Origin of the sequence: Moorena sp. SIO3B2, assembly GCF_010692525.1 — a bacterium.
Taxonomy (GTDB): Bacteria; Cyanobacteriota; Cyanobacteriia; order Cyanobacteriales; family Coleofasciculaceae; genus Moorena; species Moorena producens.
In genome coordinates, this window is the sequence record NZ_JAAHHE010000662.1 from 1 (window position 1) to 2,409 (window position 2,409).

The following is a 2,409-nucleotide window of genomic DNA, read 5'->3' on the forward strand; positions in this document are numbered from 1 at the left end:
CGTCCCAACTCGGTCATAGCGCTTTTGAACAATGGAGGTGGTGTCGAGGCATCACGGGCAACCCCTAGCCAGTGCTTAACTAGGGGATGGGGTGGAACATAGACACGTAGTTGGAGAGTCATAACAGCTAGTAACTATAAGAATTAGTGATAAACAAATTAGGTAGTGTTAGAGGAATTGGGCAGTAGGGTTTTTCGGAATAACCACAAGTCTTAATCTAGTTGATGATAGTTTCAAGTTTTACATTGATGAACACAGTATTAAGGAGTGTTTGCTTGATTCAAGCAAACCCTATACAAGTTGTCAAAATAGAGACAGCACTCAAAGGGTTTGCTGATCCTTGTAACTATGCCAATAATACTGTTAAGTCGTCAATTACAAGCAAAAAAACCCCGTCAGCTCAGATATACATCTGAGGGGGTCACCGGGTGTGGGCTGGGGCGGGGGACCCTGGTGTAATGATTGCCTTAGTTCCCAAAAAGTTTTCCTTACAGGTTCGCCCACACCCAGTAAGGCTAACAAGGCTGCTTGTTAGCCTCCCCGGTGGATGGTTACCTAACACTCCCGACACTCCCGACACTCCCCTTTTCGGGAAAATGGCTCCCTAAATGTTGACATTTTTTATCAACAAGCTTATAGTAGTAATAAGTGTTCTCCTCTCATTAAGGATAGGCGGGTGGGACCGGTACGCAGCAGCAGGCTGGTGCCCACTTTTTTTTTTGCATTGGTAATGAACTCCTATCTCAACAAGAAACGCTAAACTCAGATCCATCAGTTAATCTATTTAAATTGCTAATTCCATGACTGCTGGATCCCAACCTTGCCCATCAAGCAATCAATCCCATACCATTTCCAATCAATCGGTATTTGATACTATTGTGATTGGCTCTGGTATTGGGGGGCTAGTAACCGCAACTCAGTTGGCAGCAAAGGGAGCGAGTGTGCTGGTGCTAGAAAGCTATATCATTCCTGGTGGTAGTTCGGGTTACTTCGAGCGAGAGGGGTATCGCTTTGATGTGGGAGCATCAATGATTTTTGGGTTTGGCACCAAGGGGACAACCAATCTACTTACCCGAGCCCTTGAGGCTGTCAATGTCAGTCTGGAAACAATTCCAGATCCAGTACAGATTCACTATCATCTCCCTGGTGGTCTAGAGCTAAAAGTCCATCGAGAGTATGAGAATTTTTTGCAAGAACTTACTGCTCACTTCCCTGACCAACGCCAAGGGATTCGCAAATTTTACGATGAATGCTGGAAGGTCTTTAATTGCCTGAATGCGATGGACTTACTGTCCTTGGAAGAACTTGGCTATTTGACCAGAGTATTTTTCCAGCATCCCTTGGCTTGTTTGGGTTTAGTGAAGTACCTACCCCAAAATGTGGGAGACATTGCTCGTAAGTATATTAGCGACCTTGAGTTGCTGAAATTTATAGACATGGAATGTTATTGCTGGTCTGTGGTACCTGCTGACAAAACACCGATGATTAATGCTGGTATGGTGTTTTCTGACCGACATTACGGTGGGATTAATTATCCGGTAGGAGGTGTAGGAAAAATCGCCCAAAAACTAGTGGAGGGATTGGAGAAAGCTGGAGGTCAGATTCTTTATAAAGCTCGAGTGGGGAAAATTCTGCTGGAAAAGGGCAAGGCAGTGGGTGTCCAGCTAGTCAATGGTAAAGAGTATCGAGCAAAACGAATTGTTTCCAATGCTACCCGTTGGGATACATTTGAGAAATTGCTGCCAGCTGACCAAATGCCAAGAGTTGAGCGGAAATGGCAACAGCGTTATCAGAAATCACCGGGTTTCTTGAGTTTACATTTAGGGGTAAAGGCAGATGTTTTACCACCTGGTACAGAGTGTCACCATATTGTCCTAGAAGACTGGGAAAATATGGAGGATGCGGAGGGGACTATTTTTGTTTCGATTCCTACCTTGCTTGATCCCAATTTAGCGCCAGAAGGCTATCATGTTTTCCACACCTTTACCCCGAGCTGGATGGAAGATTGGCAAGGGTTATCCCCTCGTCAGTACGAACATAAGAAGGAAGAGGCAGCTGGAGGCTTAATTGAGCGACTGGAGAGGATTTTTCCTGGCTTAGATGCTGGATTGGATTACATGGAGGTGGGAACACCACGCAGTCATCGACGATTTTTGAACCGTATGGATGGAACCTATGGGCCAATTCCCCGCCGCAAATTAATGGGATTGTTGGGAATGCCGTTTAATCGGACTGCGATTCCAGGGCTTTATTGTGTTGGGGATAGCACCTTTCCGGGGCAAGGTTTAAATGCAGTAGCGTTTTCGGGATTTGCTTGTGCTCACCGTATTGCTGTGGATTTGGGATTCTAGGTAGAATGCTTCTTAGGGAACAGCGGGGGAATAGGCAATAGGGAACAGGCAAGCTAGC

General features: G+C 45.6%; 1 protein-coding gene and 1 pseudogene. One reads left to right on the forward strand and one right to left on the reverse strand.

Translation table 11 applies throughout. From position 1 onward, the window contains the following. Positions 1–122, reverse strand: a pseudogene (locus F6K38_RS39490) (uracil phosphoribosyltransferase); the annotation flags it as partial. A 678-nt stretch (positions 123–800) separates the two neighbouring features. On the opposite strand from F6K38_RS39490, the gene crtH reads away from it, so the two are divergent. Continuing rightward, positions 801–2,351, forward strand: a complete 1,551-nt coding sequence (gene crtH / locus F6K38_RS39495) for a carotenoid isomerase (RefSeq protein WP_287251936.1) — start codon at positions 801–803, stop codon at positions 2,349–2,351. The last annotated feature ends 58 nt before the right edge of the window (positions 2,352–2,409 follow it).